The sequence below is a fragment of the Blastococcus sp. SYSU DS0616 genome, from assembly GCF_054051015.1.
This window is the reverse complement of record NZ_JBJHAJ010000004.1, coordinates 161,749-178,666: the sequence shown is the minus strand read 5'-3', so window position 1 is coordinate 178,666 and position 16,918 is coordinate 161,749. Positions and strand designations below refer to the sequence as shown.

Below are 16,918 nucleotides of genomic sequence, written 5' to 3'. Positions count from 1 at the left end.
GGACCGGATGCCCACGGAAGCTCCTGCGACGCTCGCCGCCTGGTTGCGCACCCGCAGCGACGAGCAGCTGCGCGCGTTGCTGGCGGCCCGGCCCGACGTGGCCCGCCCCGCGCCGTCCGACGTCGTCGCGCTCGCCAGCCGGCTGGCTGTCCCGGTGTCGGTGGACCGCGCGCTGGACGAGCTGGACGCCGCGACCCTGCAGGTGCTGGACGTGGTGCTGCTCGCGCCCACCGACGGTCTGGCGCCCGACGCGCTGTTCGGGGAGCTGCCCGAGGTCGGCGAAGACGTGATCGCCGGCGCGATCGAGGCGCTCACCGCGCGGGCGCTGCTCTGGGGCGACGACGTGCTGCACGCCCCCGACCCGGTGCGCCGTGCCGTCCGGCACCCCGCCGGCCTGGGTCGCCGCGCGGTGGACCTGCGCCTGCAGCTGCCCGCCGACCTCCCCGCCGCGCTCGCCGAGCTCGCCCCGGACGAACGCGCCGTCCTGGAGCGGCTGGCCGGCGACCGGCCGGTCGGCCACCTGCCCGATTCGCCGAACGGCGGCGCGTCACCGGCCCGGCGGCTGCTGCAGCGCGGACTGCTCGCCCGCATCGACGCGCTGAACGTCGAGCTGCCCCGCGAGATCGGCCTGCTGCTGCGCGGCGACCGGCCGTACGGCTCGCCGCGCCGTCGCCCGGAGCCCGCCGTCGTCACGCGGGACCCGCAGGTGGTGGACCGGCAGGCCGCCGGTGCCGCGCTGGAGTCGGTCGGGCGCGTCGGGGAGCTGCTCGCGCTCCTGGAGGAGGAGCCGGCCGGGCTGCTGCGCAGCGGCGGGGTCGGCGTGCGCGACCAGAAGCGGCTGGCGAAGACGCTGAAGGTCGCCGAGCCCGACGCCGCCTGGCTGCTGGAGCTGGCGCACGCCGGCGGGCTGCTCGACGTGGGTGGGCCGCACCGGGACGAGTGGCTGCCCACGCGGGCCTACGACGTGTGGCGGGAGCAGGACCTCGCCGACCGCTGGGCGGCGCTCGCGGCCGGCTGGCTCGGCGGTGTCCGGCTGCCCTCGCTGGTGGGGGTGCGCGACCTGGCCGGCAAGGCCGCCAACCCGCTCTCCCCCGACCTGGTGCGGCACACCGCGCCGGCGATCCGCCGGTCGGCGCTGGCCGTGCTCGCCGAGCAGCCGCCGGGTTCGGGGCTGGCGCCCGACGACCTCACCGCGCTGCTGCGCTGGCGCACCCCGCGCCGGGCGGACCGGCTGGCGCCGGTGCCCGACATGCTCGCCGAGGCCGCGCGGCTCGGGGTGCTCGTGGGCGGGGTGCTCTCCACCGGTGGCCGCGGCCTGCTGGCCGCCGGCGAGGACGGCGCCGCCGACGGCATGCGGGGGTTGCTGCCCGAGCCGGTCGACCACGTCCTCGCCCAGCCGGACCTGTCGCTGATCGCGCCGGGACCGCTGGTCGCCGAGCTGGCCGACACGCTGGCCGTCGTCGCCGACGTCGAGTCCTCCGGCGGCGCCACGGTGTTCCGGGTGTCGGAGGGCAGCGTGCGGCGGGCGCTGGACGCCGGCTGGTCGGCGTCGGACCTGCACGACTTCTTCGCCCGGGCGTCCCGCACCCCTGTGCCGCAGGCGCTGGACTACCTCGTCGACGACGTGGCCCGGCAGCACGGGCGGCTGCGGGTCGGGTCGATCGAGTCCTACGTGCGCTCGGACGACCACGGCCTGCTGTCCCAGGTGCTCAGCGACCGGCGCACCGCCGGGGCCGAGCTGCGCCGCCTGGCCCCGGGCGTGCTGGTGAGCGGGCTGGGCGCCGACGAGGTGCTCACCGTGCTGCGCGAGGCCGGGTACGCCCCGGCCGGCGAGCACCCGGGCGGGGCGGTGCTCACCCGGCCGCCGGCCCGGCCGCGCGCAGTGGGCCGCCGCGGCACCGAGCCACCGGCCGCGCCGCGCCCGCTCAGCGGCACCGACCTGGACGCCACGGTGCGGGAGATCCGGGCCGGCGACGCCGCGCTGGCCGCCCGCCGCGGGGAGGCGGTGCGGCAGGTGCCGGGCGTGACGACGGCGTCGACGCTGGAGCTGCTGTCGCGGGCCGTGCGGGAGGGCGTGCCGGTGTGGCTGGGCTACGTGGACGCCCAGGGCAGCGGCAGCCAGCGCGTGGTCCAGCCGGTGTCGCTGGCCGGGGGGTTCCTGCAGGGCTACGACGAACGCCGCGGGGAGAGCCGCACCTTCGCCGTCCACCGGATCACCTCGGTGGCGCTGGTGGAGGGCGACGCGGCCGGCTGAGGCGCGCGGTCTCCGGCACGGCGAACCGTCGGTGCCGCGGCCTACCGTGCCGCCGTGACCGAGACGTTCACCGCCGAGCTCTGGGTGCACGACGGGCCGGCGGGCTGGCACTTCCTCACCCTGCCGCCGGAGGTGGCCGACAAGGTGCGCGAGGCCGGTGCCACGGGCCGCAGCGCGTTCGGCTCCGTGCGCGTCACCGCCACGGTGGGCAGCACCTCGTGGCAGACGTCGCTGTTCCCCGACGCCGGCAGCGGCAGCTACCTTCTCCCGGTCAAGAGGTCGGTGCGGGCGGCGGAGCGGCTCGACGCCGGGGACCGCGTCCGGGTCGAGCTGGCCGTCACGGCTCCGCTGGCACGGCGTAGCGGCGGGTGAACATCCAGCCCAGGTGGGCCGCGAGCCCCGCCAGGTAGCCGCCGACCAGCACCAGCGGCCACGGACCGAGGCCGGGGTCGCCGGCCGTGGCGGCGCGGACGACGAGCCACTGCACCCCGGTGAGGAGCAGGAACGTCCAGGCGCCGATCAGCCACAGGTCCGTCGTGATCATCCCGCGCAGCCGGTCGAGGTTCTCCGCCCGCTTCCAGTACCCCGGGTTCGGCACGTTGACCAGCTCGGGGCGGCACCGGCGGACGAACCGGGCGCAGCCGGCGAAGACCGCCGCCATGCCCAGCCCGAGCACCGCCGCGCCGACCAGGGCCGCGGGCCGGCCGGCCCAGGTGTCCGGCTCGCCGCCGGGGCCGAAGTGGACGGGCACCCGGTCGGGCATCCGCGTCCACGCCCACACCCAGACCGCGGCGTACAGCGCCGCTGCGGCGGCGAACCAGCTCCTCGCCCGCATCCCGGCAACCTAACCCCCGGCGGCTGCGCCGGAGCCGGGCCGTCGTGCGGGGGAAGGCCGTGTCGTCCCCCGGCGTTACCGTGGTCAGTCCGGTGCGCCCGCCGCGCCGCCGCCCCCGATCGAAGGACTCCCCCGCGTGAACGACGGTCCGCTCATCGTCCAGTCGGACAAGACCCTGCTGCTCGAGGTCGACCACCCGCTGGCCCGCGACTGCCGGGCGGCGATCGCGCCGTTCGCCGAGCTGGAGCGCTCCCCCGAGCACGTGCACACCTACCGGGTGACGCCGCTGGCGCTGTGGAACGCGCGCGCCGCCGGCCACGACGCCGAGCAGGTCGTGGACGCGCTGGTGCGCTACTCGCGCTACCCGGTGCCGCACGCGCTGCTGGTCGACATCGCGGACACCATGGACCGGTTCGGCCGGCTGACGCTGCAGAACAACCCGGTGCACGGGCTGGTGCTCTCCAGCACCGACCGCGCGGTGCTGGAGGAGGTCATCCGGTCGAAGAAGGTCGCCCCGATGCTGGGCGCCCGCATCGACGCGGACTCCGTCGTCGTCCACCCCTCGGAGCGCGGGCGGCTGAAGCAGGCGCTGCTCAAGGTGGGCTGGCCGGCCGAGGACCTCGCCGGCTACGTGGACGGCCAGGCGCACCCGATCTTCCTGGACCAGGAGGACTGGCAGCTGCGCGACTACCAGCAGGAGGCCGTCGACGGCTTCTGGGCCGGCGGCTCGGGCGTCGTCGTCCTGCCCTGCGGGGCCGGCAAGACGCTGGTCGGCGCCGCGGCGATGGCCGAGGCCAAGGCGACCACGCTGATCCTGGTGACCAACACCGTCTCCGGGCGGCAGTGGAAGCGCGAGCTCATCGCCCGCACCACGCTGACCGAGGAGGAGATCGGCGAGTACTCCGGCGAGCGCAAGGAGATCCGCCCGGTCACGATCGCGACCTACCAGGTGATCACCACCCGCCGGAAGGGCGAGTACCGGCACCTGGACCTGTTCGACGCGCAGGACTGGGGCCTGATCGTCTACGACGAGGTGCACCTGCTGCCCGCGCCGATCTTCCGGCTGACCGCCGATCTGCAGTCCCGCCGTCGGCTGGGCCTCACGGCCACGCTGGTGCGCGAGGACGGGCGGGAGGACGACGTCTTCTCGCTCATCGGGCCGAAGCGCTACGACGCGCCGTGGAAGGACATCGAGCAGCAGGGCTACATCGCGCCGGCCGAGTGCGTCGAGGTGCGGGTGGCGCTCGACGACGAGGAGCGGATGACCTACGCCGTCGCCGAACCGGAGGAGCGCTACCGGATCGCCGCCACGGCGCAGTCGAAGCTGCCGGTGATCCGCCGGGTGCTGGAGCGGCACCCCGAGGAGCAGAAGCTCGTCATCGGCGCTTACCTCGACCAGCTCGAGGCGCTGGGCGAGGCCCTCGACGCCCCGGTCATCCAGGGGTCGACGACGAACAAGGAGCGCGAGCGCCTCTTCCAGGCGTTCCGCATCGGCGAGATCAAGACTCTCGTCGTCTCCAAGGTCGCCAACTTCTCCATCGACCTGCCCGAGGCCGCCGTCGCCGTGCAGGTGTCGGGGACGTTCGGGTCGCGCCAGGAGGAGGCGCAGCGGCTCGGCCGGGTGCTGCGGCCCAAGGCCGACGGCCGGCAGGCGCACTTCTACACGGTGGTCAGCCGCGACACCCTCGACAGCGAGTACGCCGCGCACCGGCAGCGCTTCCTCGCCGAGCAGGGCTACGCGTACACGATCGTCGACGCCGGCGACCTGGCCGGCCCAGGCGAGGTCAACGGGCCCGACTGGGTGGACGAGCCGGCCGACTGAGCCACCGCCTCAGAACGGCGGTGGCGATGTCGCCGCCACCAGGCCGCTCGGTGTGGTGACCGTCAGGGTGTCGTCCGGTGCGAGCTCGTGCTGCCACCCGGGGGCCTGGTGCTTGCCGCGGTGGTGCGACGTGCAGTAGCCGACGAGGTTGGTCACCGCGGTGGGTCCGTCGGGGTACGGGCGGTCGTGGTCGAGCTCGCCGCCGCGCGGGACCGGCCGACGGCAGCCGGGGAAGCGGCAGCGCCGGTCGCGGGCGCGGAGGAAACGGTCGAGCGCGGTGCCCGGCCGGTAGCCGTCGGTGGGTGACGGTGGGCCGAGCCCGGGCCGACCGGTCAGGTCGTGATCGCACCCGGTCGGGTCGCGGCGGCAGGCGGCGTCCCCGCAGACGGCCAGCCGGCAGAGCTCCGGCACATCGGTGAGCGCCAGCAGGGCCCCGGTGAGCTCGTCCACCACGGCGATGCGCGGCCGGTCGGCGAGGCCTCCACCTCCGGTGCGGTGCAGCAGGTCGGCCAGGGCCACGCGCTGCTGCTGGGCCGCCGCGGTCAACGCGGTGATCGCATCGGGTGCCGCAGACGCCCGGCCCTCGGGGCCGGCTTGCCACGCCTCCTCGTCGTCCGCGTCGGCGAGCCGCGCGGCCGCGACCGCACGCTGCGCCCGCCCGACGGCGCGCTCCAGGTCGAGCAGCGCCGCGCCTGCGACATCGACGGCACGATCGGCCGCCGCCCACGTGCCGACGGCAGGCTGAGGATGTACCTCGGACCCGGGACCGTCGTCGGCCGGTGAGGTGGAGCGGGCGCGCGCACCGTCGCCGGGCGCGGGTCCGTCGGACCACCATGCGTCGAGGGGCGGTGCCGCACCGGCCCGCGGCGGGTCGAACACGCCCATGTCCACCGGTGAGGGCATGCGGTGGAAGCGGGCCTGCTCGGCCCAGTAGCGTTCCATCTCCGCCTCCGGCGGCTCCTCCGCACCGCCCCACTCAGCGAGGACGAGCGCCTCGGAGGCTGCCCACCAGTCGGCGAAGGCCTCCTCCTCCGTGGGCCAGGCGGCGCGTGCCGGGGTGGGTGGCGCGACGGACGGAGCAACGACCGGTGCGGCTTCCTCCCCAGCGGCGTCGGGGAGCAGCCCCAGGGCACGGGCGAGCGCCCGCACCATCTCCGCCGGGACCACCTGCCCGGAGATCTCGCCCGGCTCGTCGCCGCCCAGCAGGGTGCGCACCCCGGCGACCACGGTCAGCTGCGCGGTCACCGGCGGCATCTCGTGCTCCCCGGGCCGCAGGACGAGGTCGAGCAGGCAGTCGGCCATCTTCTGCCCACGGGTGCGCTGGTCATCGGGGCCGGTGTCGAGGGCGTCGGCGTACCGACCCAGGGCGTCCAGCAGCGCCTGGGCCTCGGGCACCGTGAGCAGCGCGCTCAGCACCGCCGTCCCGTCCGCAGTGCCCGGCCGCACGGAGACGCCGCGGTCGCGCAGCGCTCGGGCCAGCCGTCCGGCCGCGTCGCGCGCATCGCGCCGGAGGACCACACGCCGCGCCTTGTCACCCAGCTGCGCCGGGGTGGTGGTGGTCCGCCGGGCGACCCAGGCGAGCAGTTCGGCCTCCACCTCGGCGCGGACCTTCGGGTCCGCGATCGGCGCGACGGTGCCGAGCATCGGCCACAGGTGCCCGTCGTGCAGCGTGCCCGACTCGAGGGCCTGCAGCGTCCCGGGCAGCCGGTGCACGAGCGTCAAGGACCGGGTGAGCAGCGCTTCGGCCGACTGCGAAGTGCGGGACAGGGCGACGGCGAGTTCCTGGGTGGCCCACTCGCTGACGTCGGCGAGCACCTCCGGCCTGGAGGCCCGGCGATCGGCGCTCATGGCGCCCGGCTCGCCCGGCTGCCGGTCCACGGACGCCGGACGGGCCGCCGCGAACTCGGCCACCGCCCGGGCGCGCAGCGCGGTCTGCCGGCCGATCTCCCGGTCGGCGGCCTGCACCGCGCCGAGCGGCCCGGTCGCCCAGCCGACCGCAGGCGCACCCGGTGGGGCACTGGTCGTCGTCCCGGCGTCTGACATGCTCCGAACATACGTTCGACCACCGACAATTCCGCGCGACCGCTCCTGCGTCAGGACCGGGTCGCGACCAGGTCCAGACCCATGAGCACCTCGTCCCGCCGGTCGTCGGGGGTGATCTGCAGAGCGCCGGGCCAGCGACCGGTCACCGTCCAGCCATACCGGCCGTAGAAGGCCTCGAGCCCCATGCCGCCGCGCACCTCCAGCCGGAGCGCGTCCAGGCCCAGGTCACCCCGCGCCGCGCGGGCCACCTCGGCCATCAGCGCGCCACCGACCCCCATCCCGCGCGCGGGCAGCGCCGTCTGCACGTGGGTCACGCGGGCCCAGTGCGCCGTCACGGGATCGGCGTTGCCGGTCAGCACGAGCCACCCAGCCACGTCTTCCCCCCGCGTGGCGACGAGGAGCCGCTGGAGCTGGGGATCGAGGCCGGCGACGAGCCGGTCGACGACGGGACGCACCACGTCGTCACCGACGGGCAGCCGCTGGGCGAAGCCGACCGCTCCCCCGGCGTTCGCGACATCGCGCCAGCACGACGTGAGCTGGGAGCACAGGCCTTCCCCCACCTCGCCCGGCGTCGTGCACCACCGCAGAACCGGCTCGTCGATCACGCCCGGCAGCCTGGCAGGACACCCGCTTGTCATCTGCACCGGGTTTGCCACGCCGACCGGCGGGGGCACCGGCGGGCCATGGACGCGGACATCACGCTGCGGGTCGACGGCGAGACCCGCCGGCTGACCGTCGACACCCGCACCTCCCTGCTCGACGCGCTGCGCGAGCGGCTGGGCAACACCAGCCCGAAGAAGGGCTGCGACCACGGACAGTGCGGGGCCTGCACGATCCTGCTCGACGGGCAGCGGGCGCTCTCCTGCCTCGCGCTCGCGGTCGCGCACGACGGCGCGGAGATCACCACCGCCGACGGGCTGGCCCGCGACGGCGAGCTGCACCCGGTGCAACGGGCCTTCCTGGAGCGGGACGCCTTTCAGTGCGGCTACTGCACCCCGGGCCAGGTCTGCTCGGCGGTCGGCGTCATCGAGGAATTCGAGAAGGGCTGGCCCAGCCACGTCACCGAGGACCTCACCAGCGAGCCGGAGATGACGCACGACGAGGTCGCCGAGCGGATGAGCGGCAACCTGTGCCGCTGCGCCGCCTACGTCAACATCACGCCCGCCGTGCAAGAGGCGGCGGGCCGGTGAAGCCGTTCACCTTCGCCAAGCCCGGCGACGTCGCCGAGGCGGTCCGCGACGTCGCCGCCGAGCCGAACGCCGTCTTCCTCGCCGGCGGCACCAACCTGGTCGACCACCTGCGCCTCGGCGTCGCCCGGCCCGACCTGGTCGTCGACGTCCGCACCCTGACCTCCCGCGAGATCACCGACCTCGACGACGGCGGGCTGCGCCTCGGCGCCGCCAGCACCAACAGCGAGGTCGCCGCCGACGGCCGGGTCCGGGAGCGCTACCCGGTGCTCGCCCAGGCCCTGCTGGCCGGTGCCGCCGGGCAGCTGCGGAACATGGCGACCACCGGGGGCAACCCGCTGCAGCGCACCCGCTGCCCGTACTTCCAGGACGTCACGACGCCCTGCAACAAGCGCGAGCCAGGTACCGGCTGCTCCGCGGTCGGCGGCTACGTGCGCTACCACGCGATCCTCGGGACGCCGGGTGCGCTGCCGGATCCGACCGCCCCCGAGACCTGCATCGCCACCCACCCCTCCGACATGGCCGTCGCGCTCGCCGCGCTCGACGCGCGGGTGCACACCCTCGGCCCGGCCGGCGTCCGCACCATCCCGTTCACGGACCTGCACCGGCTCCCCGGCGACGACCCGTCGCGGGACACGGTGCTGGAGCACGGCGAGCTGATCACCGCGATCGACCTGCCGCCGCTGTCGGCGGGGACGCGGAGCGCCTACCGGAAGGTGCGCGACCGGGCCTCGTACGCCTTCGCGCTCGTGAGCGTCGCGGCCGTGGTGCACGACGGCGACGTCCGCATCGCGCTCGGCGGGGTGGCGCACAAGCCGTGGCGGGCGTCCCGCGCCGAGGAGATCCTGCGCGGGCAGCCGCTCACCGACGACGCCGTCCGGGCCGCGATGGACGCCGAACTCGCGGCCGCCCAGCCGCAGCCCGGCGTCGAGGGCGGCAACGGCTTCAAGATCCCGCTCGTCACCCGCACCGTCGCCGCCACCCTGCGCACGCTGACCGAGGAGCAGTCATGACCGACCTGCTGGAGCCGCGCGCGATCGGGCAGGGGCTGGTCCGGCGCGACGGCGAGGCCAAGGTGCGGGGCACCGCGACCTACGCCGTCGAGACGCCGGTGGAGAACCCCGCCTACTGCCACCCGGTGCAGGCGACCGTCGCCCGCGGCCGCGTGACCGCCATGGACACCACGGCGGCCGCGGCCCTCGACGGGGTGCTGCGGATCCTCACCCCGTTCGACGCCGAGCGGCTGGCGAGCACCGAGGACGCCGAGTACGCCGTCCTGCAGAGCGACGAGGTGGCCTTCCGCGGGCAGCCGATCGGGGTGGTGGTCGCGGAGACCTCCGAGGTCGCCCGACAGGCCGCCGACGCGATCCGCGTGACCTACGACGAGCAGCCGCACGACGCCGAGCTCGCCGTCGACCGGGACGACCTCTACAAGCCGGAGAAGGTCAACGCCGGCCACCAGACCGACACCGCGGAGGGCGACGTCGCCGCGGCGATGGCCACCGCGGAGGTGACGCTGCAGCGCACCTACTCGACGGCGATGTACCACAACAACCCCCTGGAGCCGCATGCGACGACGGCGCTGTGGGACGCCGAGGCGCAGTTCCTGACCCTGTGGGACTCCACCCAGGGCGTGCACCCCGACCGCGCCGCGGTCTGCGAGGTGTTCGGCCTGGAGCAGGAGCAGGTGCGGGTGGTCTGCCCGTACGTGGGCGGCGGGTTCGGCTCCAAGGGGCAGCCGCACGCCAACGTCATGCTCGCGACGATGGCCGCCCGCGCGCTGCCCGGCCGGCCGGTGAAGCTCGCGCTCACCCGGCAGCAGATGTTCTTCCTGGCCGGTTACCGCACGCCGACGATCCAGCAGATGCAGCTGGCCGCCGACCGCCGCGGCCGGCTCCAGGCGATCGCGATCGACGTCGTCGAGCAGACCTCGCGGATCAAGGAGTTCGCGGAGCAGACCGGCGTCCCCGCCCGGATGATGTACGCCTCACCCAGCCGGCGGAGCACCCACCGGCTGGCCGCCCTCGACGTCCCGGTGCCCTCCTGGATGCGCGCGCCCGGAGAGTGCCCGGGCATGTTCGGCCCCGAGGTCGCCATGGACGAGCTGGCCGAGGAGCTGGGCATCGACCCGATCGAGCTGCGGATCCGCAACGAGCCCGAGGTCGACCCGGAGACGGGCAAGCCCTGGTCGAGCCGCAACCTGGTGCGCTGCCTGCGCGAGGGGGCCGAGCGCTTCGGCTGGGCCGACCGCCCGCGCGGACGGCGGGAGGGGAACTGGCTCGTCGGGTACGGGGTCGCGTCCTCGGTCTACCCGACGATGCGCCAGGCCACCTCGACGGCGAACCTGCGCTTCGAGGGCGGCCGCTACATCGCCGAGATCGGCGCCGCCGATCTCGGGACCGGGGCCTGGACGATCCTGCCGCAGATCACCGCCGACGCCCTCGGGGTGGACGTCGCCGACGTCGAGGTGCGGATCGGCGACACCCGCTACCCGGTCGCGTCGGTGGCCGGGGGTTCCTCGGGGACGAACACCTGGGGCTCGGCGCTCGTGGTGGCCGCGCGCGCGTTCCGCGACAAGTTCGGCGGGGCGCCGGCGGACGGCGACGAGGTCTCCGGCGACGTCGACCAGGCCGCCAAGGACGACGCGCACGCCCCCTACGCGTTCGGCGCCCAGTTCGTGGAGGCGCGGGTGGACGTCGACACCGGCGAGATCCGGGTGCCGCGCATGCTCGGCGTCTTCGGCGTCGGCCGGGTGATCAACCCGACCACCGCCCGCTCGCAGCTCATCGGCGGGATGACGATGGGGCTGTCGATGGCGCTGCACGAGAACAGCGTCTGGGACTCCCGGATCGGGCAGGTGGCCAACCACGACCTGGCCGAGTACCACATCACCGTCAACGCCGACGTCGGCGAGATCGAGGCGGTGTGGCTCGACGAGCACGACCCCTACGTCAACGTGATGGGCGCCAAGGGGATCGGTGAGATCGGTATCACCGGAGCGGCGGCGGCGGTCGTCAACGCCGTGCACGCGGCGACCGGCGTGCGGGTGCGGGACCTCCCGGTGACGCTCGACAAGGTCCTCGCGGGGCTGCCCTGACCCCTGCGTCGGGCGGGACCGGCGTGACGTGACGAGTCGGTCCGGCACGCCGGTGATCCGCGCCATACCGTCGTGACGCCGGACGTGAACGCGCTGGTCAGCGACTCGTCCGGGCTTTCCCATACGTCGCGGCGGCGGTGGCGCGCGGGAGGACCCCGTTGGGCGTGTTGCCCCGCCGCCGATCAGAATGGGCCCCGACATGGCGACTGCAGCAGCAGCGGCGGCCCGGGCCCCGCAGACGACCAGCCGACCGCTCCGGGCATGGCAGCAGGCCGCCCTCAGCCAGTACGAGGAGGCCTCCCCCAAGGACTTCCTCGTCACCGCTACGCCGGGCGCCGGCAAGACGACCTTCGCCCTGACCCTGGCGGCGCGGCTGCTGTCCCGGCGCGAGGTCGCCCGCGTCGTCGTCGTCGCCCCCACCGACCACCTGCGCCTGCAGTGGGCCGAGGCCGCCGACGCGATGGGCATCGTCCTCGACCCGAACCTGACCAACGCCGTCGGCCCGGTGCGCGCCGGCACCCAGGGCTACGTCACCACCTACGCGCAGGTCGCGGGCAAGCCGATGCTGCACGCCGCCCGCGCCACCGCGGTCAAGTCGCTGGTCATCCTCGACGAGGTGCACCACGCCGGTGACGGCCTCTCCTGGGGCGAGGCGGTCGAGGAGGCCTACGGCATGGCCGCCCGCCGGCTGTGCCTGACCGGGACGCCGTTCCGCACCAAGCCCGACGAGCGCATCCCCTTCGTCCGCTACGAGGAGGACACCTTCGAGGGCGAGGCGGGCGGTCTGGTCAGCCGCGCCGACTACACCTACGGCTACAAGGAGGCGCTGGCCGACAACGTCGTCCGCCCCGTCGTCTTCGCCGCCTACACCGGCACCTCGCGCTGGCGGAACTCCGCCGGCGAGGTGGTCGCCGCCTCGCTCTCCGAGGCCGGCACCAAGTCGGTGGAGATGCAGGCCTGGCGCACCGCGCTGGACCCCAAGGGCCAGTGGGTGCCGCACGTCATCGCCGCGATGGACGACCGGATCACCCACCTGCGCGAGGAGGGCGGCATGCCCGACGCCGCCGGGCTGATCCTCGCCAGCGACCAGGACGACGCCCGCGACTACGCCAAGATCGTGCGCCGCGTGACCGGCAAGGCGCCGGAGCTGATCCTGTCAGACGACCCGAAGGCGTCGAAGAAGATCGAGAAGTTCGCCACCGGGACGGCGCGGATCGCCGTCTGCGTGCGGATGATCTCCGAGGGCGTCGACGTCCCGCGCGCCGCCGTCCTGGCCTGGATGACCTCCTACCGGACGCCGCTGTTCTTCGCCCAGGCCGTCGGCCGCGTCGTCCGCTCCCGCTCGCCGCACGAGTCGGCGACCGTCTTCCTCCCCGCCGTCCGCCCGCTGCTGTCGCTGGCCGCCTCCATGGAGGAGCAGCGCAACCACGTCATGCCGCCGCCCCGGAGCCAGCCGGACGAGGAGCTCGAGGCGCTCGACCTGCCGCCGCGGGAGCCGCGCGAGGGCGAAATGAAGCAGTGGGAGGCGCTCGAGGCCGACGCCCGCTTCGCCCACGTCCTGCACGGTGGGACGGCGCACACCGGTGCGGGGGGCCCGGCGACCGTCGTCGCCCCCGAGGAGGAGGACTTCCTCGGCATCCCCGGGCTGCTCACCCCCGAGCAGACGGCGTCGCTGCTGGCCAAGCGGGACGACGAGCTGCGGCTGCGCATCGCGGCGAGCCACCGGAACGACGCCGACGACTTCATGGTCGTCGAGGACCACCCCGACGAGGACGACGCCGGCCGCTCGTGGCGCGACGCCGCCGAGCTGCGCCGGGAGATCAACAAGCTGGTCAACCGCGTCGCCGCACGGACCTCGCAGCCGCAGGCCGTGGTGCACACCCAGCTGCGCCAGCAGGTGCCCGGGCCGCCGTCGGCGTCGGCGTCGGTCGACGTGCTCCGCGCCCGCCGCGAGCGCCTGCGCACGATGCTCTGACGCGGACCGCTCAGCTCTCGACCGGGGGCACGTCCGTCCGGACGAGCCGGAGGCGCTCCGGCGGGATCACGCCTGGGAAGTACTCGTATCCCTCCCCCGAGGTCAGCAGGTCCGCGGGGTCGACGTCCTCCACGGCCCAGACGTCGACCGGACCGCCGGTGTTGTTCATGGCGACGAAGTAGTCCGCCGTCCACTCGTCGGGGGCGAGGAAGCAGCCTTCCTGCTCCGGCACCGGGCTGCCCGCGATCCCCGGGGTATCGCCCATCCGCCGCCAGTCCAGGCCGTGGGCCTGGATCGACGCCCGGTTCCGCGACGAGGTGACGTGGAACATCACCCGTCGACCAGGAGACCGCGGGCCGCGGCGATCGCGACCGCTTCGGTGCGGCCGCCCGCGCCGAGCTTGGCCAGGATGTTGCTGACGTGCACGCTCGCGGTCTTCTCGCTGATGTAGAGCTCCGCACCGATCTGCCGGTTGGTGCGCCCCTTCGCCAGCAGCGCGAGCACCGACTGCTCACGCGGGGTGAGCACCGTGGAGACGTCCACCAGCCGGACGCCGGGGACGTCGAGCCGGCCCCGCCGGACCAGCGCCTCGACCGCCGTGCGCAGCGGCGCGGCACCCAGCCGGACGGCGACCTCGTGCGCGGCGCGCGCCTCGACGGCGGCCCCGCCCCGGTCGTCGGTGGCCAGCAGCGCCTCGGCCAGCCGCCACCGCGACCTCGCCTCCTCGTACACGTGCCCGTAGCCGAACGCCTCGACCGCCGCCTGCCACAGCTCCGGCGCGGCCTTCCCCGCCAGTCGCGCCTGCTCCGCTTGCGCCCGCGCCTGCCAGGCCAGGCCCTCGACGCCCATCCCGCCCACCGAGCGCTCGAACACCTCGACCGCCGAGCGGGCGATCCCCACCAGCTCCTCACCGCGGCGCACCCAGCCGTCGGCGGTGGCGTGATCCCCCGCCAGGCCGGCCGCGCAGGCCGCGTCGGCGGCCGCACCCAGCGCGGTGGCGACCAGCCGCAGCACCCCAAGGTGGTCGAACGGCCACACCTGCCGCAGCCGGGCGCTGGTGGCCACGGCGACGGCGACGGCGGTCTCCGGGTCGCCCGCCCAGCCGGCCAGGTCGATCTCGGCCGCCCCCGTGACCAGCGAGAGCAGGAAGTGGGTGTTCGACCGCTCGACCAGCGACCGTGCCCACGCCAGCCGGTCCCGTGCCGCCGGGTCGCCCCGGCCGACCAGCACGAGCAGCGCGGCGGCACGCACGTGCGCCGCCATCTCCGGCACCCGGGCGAGCAGGTCGGCCTCGGCCAGGCTCGCGTCCCACTCCCCCGCCGTGTAGAGCGCCGTCACCCGCAGGTGCCGCAGCCCGGCCGGGTAGGTGGCCCACTCGACGCCCAGCCCCCGGGCCCGCTCGGTCGCCTGCTCGGTCAGCGCCAGCGAGCCCGCCACGTCGCCGGCCTCGAACCGGTCGATGGCGAGGTTGAACCAGGCCCGCATCTCCACGTCCACGTCACCGGAGCGCCGGGCACGCTCCAGCGCCTCGCTCAGGCGACGCCGCACCGCCTCGACGTCCGCGGCCGGGCGGGAGCGCACCTGCGAGACGGCGGTGTCCGACCACGCACCGTCCAGCCCCAGGACGTCGGCCGCCGCGAGCGCCTCCTCCGCGGCCGCGTCGCCCTCGGCGAGCAGGTTCAGGGCGAAGCACATACGCGCATGCGTGGCCGCCGCCCAGGTGCGCACCTCCGACGGCGGGTCGGCCGGCACCAGGGCCATGGCGGCGCTGCTCTCGCGGTGCCCGCCGGTGTGGTCGTCGAGCCGGACCAGCGCCTGCGCGAGCGTGTAGTGCAGGCGGGCCCGCGTCACCGGGTCGCCGTCGGGCCCCACCAGTTCCAGCGCCGCGCGGAGCAGTGCCACCGCGCGGTGCAGCTCGCCCGCGGTGCGGGCGGCGGCGGCCGTCTCCACCAGCAGCGCCACCTGGTCGCGGCCGGCCCGCGCCGCCGCGTCGGCGACCGCCGGCCACAGGGCGAGCGCCGCCTCCAGGTGCTGCAGCTGCTCGGCCGGGGCGCCCACGCAGCAGGCGGCGACGGCGGCCTCCAGCGAGGCGCTGAACGCACCCGGCAGGTCGTTGCTCTCCCGCGCGTGGTGGGCGCGCTCGGCGGCGGTGCCGGCGTCGGGGTGGGCGCCCAGGTAGCCGGCGATCGCCGCGTGCAGCCGCACCCGCTCCCCCGGCAGGAGGTCGGCCAGCACGGCCTCGCGCAGCAGCGCGTGCCGGAAGCGGTAGCGGCCGTCGTCGGAGACGACGAGGAGGTGGTGGTGCACGACCTCGGCGAGCGCCCGGTCGAGCTCGTCGGGCGCCAGCTCGCCGATCGCGGCGACCAGTTCGTGGCGCACCTGGCGCCCGGCGACCGCGGCCACCCGCAGCACCCGCTGCGCCGCCGGGGAGCGCTGCTCGACCCGGGCCAGCAGCACGTCGGCCAGCGCCAGCGGCAGCGCCTCGCCCTGCAGGCCCGCGGCGAGCAGCTCCTCGGCGTAGAAGGCGTTGCCCTCGGCCCGGGCGACGACGTCGTCCACGGTGCTCTCCGCGATACCGCCGGTCGCCCCCGCGAGCGTGCGCACCAGCTCCCCCACCGCGCCGTCCGGGAGCGGCGCCAGGTCGATGCGCTCCACACCGGGCAGCCGCACCAGCTCGGCGAGCAGGGGGCGCAGCGGGTGGCGGCGGTGCAGGTCGTCGGCGCGGTAGGAGACGACGACGGCGATCGGCTCCTCGACCAGCCGGGCCAGCAGGTAGCGCAGCAGGTCGCGGCTGGAGCGGTCGGCCCAGTGCACGTCCTCGAGCACGAGGAGCAGCGGGCCGGTGGCGGCGACCTCGCACAGCAGCCCGGCGACCGACTCGAACAGCTGCAGCCGCCCGTCGTCGACCGGCTGGGGCGCGGCCCGGTGCGGCAGCGGGCGGCCGAGGTCCTGCCCCTCGCCGGGCGGCGGCACCGGCACCGGGGCGCCCGGCCGACCCGAGACCAGGCCGGTGAGGACCGGGTTGTGCCGGGTCGCGGGGGCGAGCTCCGGGTCGGCCGCGAGCGGGCGCAGCAGGTCGACGAACGGCAGGTAGGGCAGGCCGACGTCGCCGAGGTCGACGCAGTGCCCGGTGAGCACCCGCAGCCCGCGCTCGGCCGCCCGCCGGCCCAGCTCGTCGAGCAGCCGGGTCTTGCCCACGCCGGCGTCGCCGGCGAGCAGCGCTGCGCACGCCCGGCCGGCGACGGCCCGTTCGACGTGCGCGAGCAGGCGGGCGAGCTCCTCGGCCCGGCCCACCAGCGGGGCGTCGTCCCAACGTGACACGGCTGGCATCGTGGCACGCGGGGACGACAGGACTCCCCCGGATCCGCTCCGACCGGCTGCGCTCAGCGAGAACGCCGCCGGCGGCGCATCCACGGACCGCGCCCGGTGCGGGCGCCACGGCTGAGCGCCTGGAGCACCTCCCGGCGGTAGGCGAGCTCCGCGTCCAGGCCTGGGTTCGGGTAGTGCATGGTCATGGCCGTCCCTTCCTCGTCCGTGCTGACGGGAGGAACGGTCGTGCTGAGGGGTGCTGCGCGGCATCGGTCGGCCGGGCAGTCCCACGGCGCCGGGCGGGGCTGAGGCCCCCTCACGACGATCGGCCCCACCCTGAGGTGGGGCCGATCGGGGATGAGGTCCGGACCGGATGACGGCCGCCTCGCGGCGAAA

At 75.6% G+C, this 16,918-nt stretch carries 13 protein-coding genes; 7 read left to right on the top strand and 6 right to left on the bottom strand.

Annotated features, from left to right (window positions below):
• Positions 1-7: 7 nt before the first annotated feature.
• Both ACI79K_RS04690 and ACI79K_RS04685 read left to right on the top strand, forming a co-directional pair.
• Positions 8-2,254: a helicase-associated domain-containing protein gene (locus tag ACI79K_RS04690; RefSeq protein ID WP_456588069.1), complete on the top strand. Its 2,247-nt coding sequence runs from the start codon at positions 8-10 to the stop codon at positions 2,252-2,254.
• Between the two features lie 54 nt (positions 2,255-2,308).
• The gene (locus ACI79K_RS04685) at positions 2,309-2,626 is read left to right on the top strand and encodes a DUF1905 domain-containing protein (protein ID WP_456599097.1); all 318 of its coding nucleotides are present in this window, start codon (positions 2,309-2,311) and stop codon (positions 2,624-2,626) included.
• Here the strand turns inward: ACI79K_RS04685 and ACI79K_RS04680 are convergent.
• Positions 2,592-3,089: a DUF1648 domain-containing protein gene (locus ACI79K_RS04680; RefSeq protein ID WP_456599096.1), complete on the bottom strand. Its 498-nt coding sequence runs from the start codon at positions 3,087-3,089 to the stop codon at positions 2,592-2,594. The genes ACI79K_RS04685 and ACI79K_RS04680 overlap by 35 nt on opposite strands.
• Before the next feature lie 136 nt (positions 3,090-3,225).
• On the opposite strand from ACI79K_RS04680, the gene ACI79K_RS04675 reads away from it, so the two are divergent.
• Positions 3,226-4,911: a DNA repair helicase XPB gene (locus ACI79K_RS04675; protein ID WP_456599095.1), complete on the top strand. Its 1,686-nt coding sequence runs from the start codon at positions 3,226-3,228 to the stop codon at positions 4,909-4,911.
• A 9-nt stretch (positions 4,912-4,920) separates the two neighbouring features.
• Here ACI79K_RS04675 and ACI79K_RS04670 read toward each other — a convergent pair whose 3' ends face one another.
• Together ACI79K_RS04670 and ACI79K_RS04665 are read right to left on the bottom strand one after the other, a co-directional pair.
• A complete protein-coding gene (locus ACI79K_RS04670) occupies positions 4,921-6,954 on the bottom strand; it encodes a DUF222 domain-containing protein (RefSeq protein WP_456599094.1) in 2,034 nt (677 codons plus the stop codon).
• 50 nt (positions 6,955-7,004) lie between these two features.
• Positions 7,005-7,559 (bottom strand): N-acetyltransferase family protein, encoded by a 555-nt coding sequence (locus ACI79K_RS04665; RefSeq protein WP_456599093.1) that lies wholly within the window; start codon positions 7,557-7,559, stop codon positions 7,005-7,007.
• 78 nt (positions 7,560-7,637) lie between these two features.
• Here ACI79K_RS04665 and ACI79K_RS04660 point away from each other — a divergent pair, with 78 nt between their 5' ends.
• The 4 genes from ACI79K_RS04660 (at position 7,638) to ACI79K_RS04645 (ending at position 13,213) form a co-directional block, all read left to right on the top strand.
• Positions 7,638-8,144: a 2Fe-2S iron-sulfur cluster-binding protein gene (locus ACI79K_RS04660; protein ID WP_456588076.1), complete on the top strand. Its 507-nt coding sequence runs from the start codon at positions 7,638-7,640 to the stop codon at positions 8,142-8,144.
• Positions 8,141-9,154 carry an FAD binding domain-containing protein gene (locus tag ACI79K_RS04655; RefSeq protein WP_456599092.1) on the top strand — a complete coding sequence of 338 codons (1,014 nt, stop codon included), beginning with the start codon at positions 8,141-8,143 and terminating at the stop codon, positions 9,152-9,154. Before ACI79K_RS04660 ends, ACI79K_RS04655 begins: the two co-directional genes overlap by 4 nt.
• Complete coding sequence (locus ACI79K_RS04650) at positions 9,151-11,238, top strand: xanthine dehydrogenase family protein molybdopterin-binding subunit (protein WP_456599091.1); 2,088 nt, start codon at positions 9,151-9,153, stop codon at positions 11,236-11,238. Before ACI79K_RS04655 ends, ACI79K_RS04650 begins: the two co-directional genes overlap by 4 nt.
• A 199-nt stretch (positions 11,239-11,437) precedes the next feature.
• A complete protein-coding gene (locus ACI79K_RS04645; protein WP_456588079.1) occupies positions 11,438-13,213 on the top strand; it encodes a DEAD/DEAH box helicase in 1,776 nt (591 codons plus the stop codon).
• A 10-nt stretch (positions 13,214-13,223) separates the two neighbouring features.
• Here the strand turns inward: ACI79K_RS04645 and ACI79K_RS04640 are convergent, their stop codons facing one another.
• The 3 genes from ACI79K_RS04640 to ACI79K_RS04630 all read right to left on the bottom strand — a co-directional run bounded on the left by ACI79K_RS04640 (position 13,224) and on the right by ACI79K_RS04630 (position 16,728).
• Complete coding sequence (locus tag ACI79K_RS04640; protein WP_456599090.1) at positions 13,224-13,478, bottom strand: hypothetical protein; 255 nt, start codon at positions 13,476-13,478, stop codon at positions 13,224-13,226.
• Between the two features lie 65 nt (positions 13,479-13,543).
• Positions 13,544-16,543, bottom strand: a complete 3,000-nt coding sequence (locus ACI79K_RS04635; RefSeq protein WP_456599089.1) for a helix-turn-helix transcriptional regulator — start codon at positions 16,541-16,543, stop codon at positions 13,544-13,546.
• Between the two features lie 53 nt (positions 16,544-16,596).
• Positions 16,597-16,728: a hypothetical protein gene (locus ACI79K_RS04630; protein ID WP_456588082.1), complete on the bottom strand. Its 132-nt coding sequence runs from the start codon at positions 16,726-16,728 to the stop codon at positions 16,597-16,599.
• Positions 16,729-16,918: the final 190 nt, after the last annotated feature.

Coding starts and splice junctions, on each gene's coding strand:
- ACI79K_RS04690 (WP_456588069.1), top strand. CDS start 8: ATGCCCACGGAAGCTCCTGCGACGCTCGCCGCCTGGTTGCGCACCCGC.
- ACI79K_RS04680 (WP_456599096.1), bottom strand. CDS start 3,089: ATGCGGGCGAGGAGCTGGTTCGCCGCCGCAGCGGCGCTGTACGCCGCG.
- ACI79K_RS04670 (WP_456599094.1), bottom strand. CDS start 6,954: ATGTCAGACGCCGGGACGACGACCAGTGCCCCACCGGGTGCGCCTGCG.
- ACI79K_RS04660 (WP_456588076.1), top strand. CDS start 7,638: ATGGACGCGGACATCACGCTGCGGGTCGACGGCGAGACCCGCCGGCTG.
- ACI79K_RS04650 (WP_456599091.1), top strand. CDS start 9,151: ATGACCGACCTGCTGGAGCCGCGCGCGATCGGGCAGGGGCTGGTCCGG.
- ACI79K_RS04645 (WP_456588079.1), top strand. CDS start 11,438: ATGGCGACTGCAGCAGCAGCGGCGGCCCGGGCCCCGCAGACGACCAGC.
- ACI79K_RS04640 (WP_456599090.1), bottom strand. CDS start 13,478: ATGGGCGATACCCCGGGGATCGCGGGCAGCCCGGTGCCGGAGCAGGAA.
- ACI79K_RS04635 (WP_456599089.1), bottom strand. CDS start 16,543: ATGCCAGCCGTGTCACGTTGGGACGACGCCCCGCTGGTGGGCCGGGCC.
- ACI79K_RS04630 (WP_456588082.1), bottom strand. CDS start 16,728: ATGACCATGCACTACCCGAACCCAGGCCTGGACGCGGAGCTCGCCTAC.